4 protein-coding genes are annotated in these 3760 nt (G+C 71.5%); 2 read left to right on the plus strand and 2 right to left on the minus strand.

The genetic code is table 11. The features are described from left to right. Together KD1_RS15300 and KD1_RS15305 are read right to left on the minus strand one after the other, a co-directional pair. Positions 1–382 (minus strand): hypothetical protein (locus KD1_RS15300; protein ID WP_157073406.1); only part of this gene is annotated, 382 nt, incomplete at its 3' end. 109 nt (positions 383–491) lie between these two features. Next, a complete protein-coding gene (locus tag KD1_RS15305; protein ID WP_068403360.1) occupies positions 492–1451 on the minus strand; it encodes an o-succinylbenzoate synthase in 960 nt (319 codons plus the stop codon). Between the two features lie 264 nt (positions 1452–1715). Here KD1_RS15305 and KD1_RS15310 point away from each other — a divergent pair, with 264 nt between their 5' ends. Continuing rightward, the gene (locus KD1_RS15310) at positions 1716–3002 is read left to right on the plus strand and encodes an Ig-like domain-containing protein (protein WP_068403356.1); all 1287 of its coding nucleotides are present in this window, start codon (positions 1716–1718) and stop codon (positions 3000–3002) included. A 7-nt stretch (positions 3003–3009) separates the two neighbouring features. Further along, complete coding sequence (locus KD1_RS15315; protein ID WP_068403358.1) at positions 3010–3747, plus strand: YwiC-like family protein; 738 nt, start codon at positions 3010–3012, stop codon at positions 3745–3747. Positions 3748–3760 lie beyond the last annotated feature (13 nt).

The raw sequence follows: 3760 nt of genomic DNA on the forward strand, positions 1-3760 counted from the left end.
CCCACCAGTCCCCCGGGGTGACGCCGGCCGTGGGCACCCGCGCGAGCACCCCACGGGCGGCCCCCCACCACACGACGGCCGCCTCGTTGGCCATCGCCTCGGCCAGCGCACCGCGCTCCGCGACGACATCACCGGCCCGCCGCAGCGCCAGGCCATAGCGGGCGTACGTCTCGCCGAGCTGTCCCAGGGCCACAACCTGCTCACCGGCCGCGGCGATGAACGCGCTCCCCGCCGGAGATCGCCACTCCAGCAGCGCGGACCGCGCGACCCGGCCGCGCAGGTGCAGGGTCTGCGCGTGCAGGCGGTCGAGGTGGGTCGCGCGGTCGTACAGGTCGGCGGCCATTCGGGCGGTGATGTTCTGGGCTCCGGTGGTGATCTCCATGCCCCCACCCGATCACCGGCGCAACGAGAATCCGAGGGCCTCATCGCCCCCTGTGGACAGCGACGCGGGTCGATCGACGCCGGTGGACAACCGGCAACGTCAACCGATGTCAGCGCCCCGTGGCCAGCACGGCGTACGCCGCCCGCACGCGCTCCTCCCACCACGCCCGCCGGGACCCGTCGACCGCGTACGCCGCGAGCGCGCCCCGGTCGACCTCGACCGGCCGCACCTCCACCGACCCGCCCACCGGTGTCAGCGGTGCGGTCGTGACATCGGCCGCCAACAGCGCTCCGGTCCCCAGCCCGCACGCGTACGGCAACTGCGGCAGCGCGCCCGCAAGCGCCACCCCGGCGGACAGCCCCACGCTCGTGTCGATCGCCGACGACACCACGGCCGGCAACCCGCAGGCCTCGATCACGGCCAGCGCCATCCGCACCCCTCCGAGCGGGGCGACCTTGACCACGACGAGATCGGCGGCCTCGAGGTGCGCCACCCGCAGCGGGTCGTCGGCGCGCCGGATCGACTCGTCGGCCGCGATCGGCACCGCCACGCCCGCCCGCGCCAACGCGCGGCGCAGATCACGCAACTCCTCGACGCTCCGACAGGGTTGCTCGACATACTCGAGCCCATGGGCGGCCAATGACCGGAGCGCCGTGCGGGCACCGTCGACGTCCCACGCCCCGTTGGCATCGACGCGGACCGGCGTCCCCGGCCCCACCTGTTCGCGCACCGCGGCCAGCCGAGCGACATCGTCGGCCAGTGTCTGCCCCGCCTCGGCGACCTTGACCTTGACCGCCCCGAACCCGTCGTAGCGCGCGAGCACCTCACCCACCTGCGAGGCCGGAACGGCCGGCACCGTGGCGTTCACCGGCACCGTCGGGCGCTGCGCTGCCGGCCAACCGACGTGGGCGGCCTCGATGGCGGCGGCGAGCCACCGGGACGCCTCCGCCGGGCCGTACTCGAGGAACGGCCCGAGCTCGCCCCAGCCGACCGGGCCCTCGAGCAGGGCCACCTCGCGCTGCTCGATCCCCCGGAACCGCACGTTCATCGGCAGCCGCACGACCTGCATCGACGCGAGCAGGTCCTCGACGGAGGGCAGCTCGGGCAGGAGATCGATCGGGTGCGGCAGGTCTGCGGTGGTCACGCGCTCATTGTCTCGGCTTGGCCGTGCCGATGCCCGTCCCACCCCGCGCGCCATCGTCGATGCGTCCCAGGGGGAGTGCTGCCCGCCGAGCCATCCGACGGTTGTCCCCAGGGTTGGGTACGCTGCGAGCGCGGTCGGGGTCTAGGGGGCTCCTCATGCCACTCGGGCAGCTGCGGAGATGGAGAGATCGTGAAGTTCGTCCGACTGGCCCTGGTCGGCGCCCTTGCCGTGGCGCCACTGACCACCGCCGGAGTGGGGGCGGCACACGCCGACCTGACCTCGATCACCGGCACCACCACCGACATCGACCTGCACGCCGACCACGAGCATGCTGACCACGAACACGCCGCGGAGTTCGCGCAGCGCGAGTCCCGTGGCACCGACGCGGTCATGCCGCCATTGGCCGCACGCAACGCCATCGCCGACGAGCGGCAGCGGATCGCCCTGGCCGACGCGGCGCGCACCAGCGCGACGACGACAACCACCACCGTGTCGATCTACATCGCCGGCACGAACAGCGCCGTCACCAGGGCCGGTGGGCGCACCAAGTTCAACGCGCTGGTCACCAACTCGATCACGTCGCTCAACGCCACCCTGAAGAACACCGGCGTCCCCGTGCGCGCGAAGCTGGCGGGTTCGTCGGTCGTCAGCGGCACCGATTCGACCGACCTCTCGGCAATGCTGAACCAGCTGCGCAACCCCTCCGACGGCAAGTGGGATTCAGTCAACAAGTCCGCCCAACGCAGCGGCGCCGACCTGGCGTACCTGTTCACCGGTTCCGCCAACCCGCAGACGTGTGGGGTGGCCTACTACCCCGCCGGCCTCGCCTACGGATTCGGCGTCGTCGACCAGCTCTGCGCGGTCGGCAACCTCTCGTTCGCCCACGAGGTCGGCCACAACTTCGGCGGTGCCCACGACGCCGCCGTCGGTGACCAGCCCTTCGTCCAAGGCGCGCGTGGCTACGTCAACGTGGCGAAGCGGTGGCGCACGGTCATGGCGTACAACACCGCCTGCGGCACCGCGTACTGCGACCGGTTGGCCGTCTTCTCGACGCCGAACCTCGCGTACAACGGTGACCCGCTCGGCACCACGAACGCCGACAACTCCAAGGCCGTGCGCGTCTGGGCCCGGACGGTGGCGAACTACCGCACGCCGCCCAAGGTCTCGAGCCGCTACCCCAGTTCGGGCGCCAAGGGCATCTCGCGCACCCCGTCGATCCGCGTGACGTTCAACGAGACGGTGCGCGACGTGACCTCCACTCGGATCAAGCTGCAGACCAAGAGCGGCAAGGCCGTCTCGGCGAGGCTGACCAAGTCCACGCAGCGAAAGAACACGTGGTACCTCAAGCCGACCCGCAAGCTGGGCGCGAGCACGACCTACCGCGTGCGCGTCTCCGGGAGCAGCCTGTCGGGCATCCGTGACCGGCAGGACACCCCGCTGAAGACCACGAGCTGGACCTTCACGACCCGCCGATGACCCGCCGATGACCCGACGCCGTTCGCCCGGATGGGTGCCGAACCAGCATGGCGCGTGGGCCATGCTGGCGGCACCTGCCCTGGCCGGCATCATCACCTCCGGGGTGACCGCGACCCAGATCGTCCTGACGGCGTTCTGGGTCGTGGGGTACCTCGCCTTCTTCGCCACCGGCCTGTGGCTGAAGTCGCGGCGCCGTGCGAAGTGGTGGCCGCCGGTGCGCACGTACGCCGTCGTCGCGGCGGTGCTCGGCTTGACGACCATCGCGCTGCAACCCGACCTGCTGCGCTGGACGCCGCTGTTCCTCGTGCCGGCCGCGATCGGGCTGGTCGCCTACGCCAAGCGGGATGATCGCTCCTTGATCAGCGGCCTGTCGACGACCGTCGCGGCCTGCCTGTTCGCCCCGGTCGTGCACGACGCCGGCCAGCATCAGGATTGGCCCCGGATCTGGCTCATCACCCTGGTGCTGGCGCTCTACTTCGTCGGGACCGTGCTCTACGTCAAGACGATGATCCGGGAGCGCGGTGACCGCCGGTTCCTGCTCCTGTCGATCACGTATCACGTCGCGGCGCTGCTCGTCGTCATGGCCATCGGGTCGCTCCCCCTCACCGTGGTGTTCGCCGTGTTGCTCGCTCGGGCGATCCTGCTCCCGCCGCGAGAGCTGAAACCCAAACCGGTCGGCATCATCGAGACGGTGTTGACCATCGCCGTGCTCGCGGCCGCCCTGACCCTCCACGTCGCCGAATGACCCGAGCCCTCCC

It is taken from the genome of Kribbia dieselivorans NBRC 106261, from assembly GCF_001552435.1.
Lineage (GTDB): Bacteria > Actinomycetota > Actinomycetes > Actinomycetales > Dermatophilaceae > Kribbia > Kribbia dieselivorans.

Coding starts and splice junctions, on each gene's coding strand:
- KD1_RS15305 (WP_068403360.1), bottom strand. CDS start 1,451: ATGCAGGTCGTGCGGCTGCCGATGAACGTGCGGTTCCGGGGGATCGAG.
- KD1_RS15315 (WP_068403358.1), top strand. CDS start 3,010: ATGACCCGACGCCGTTCGCCCGGATGGGTGCCGAACCAGCATGGCGCG.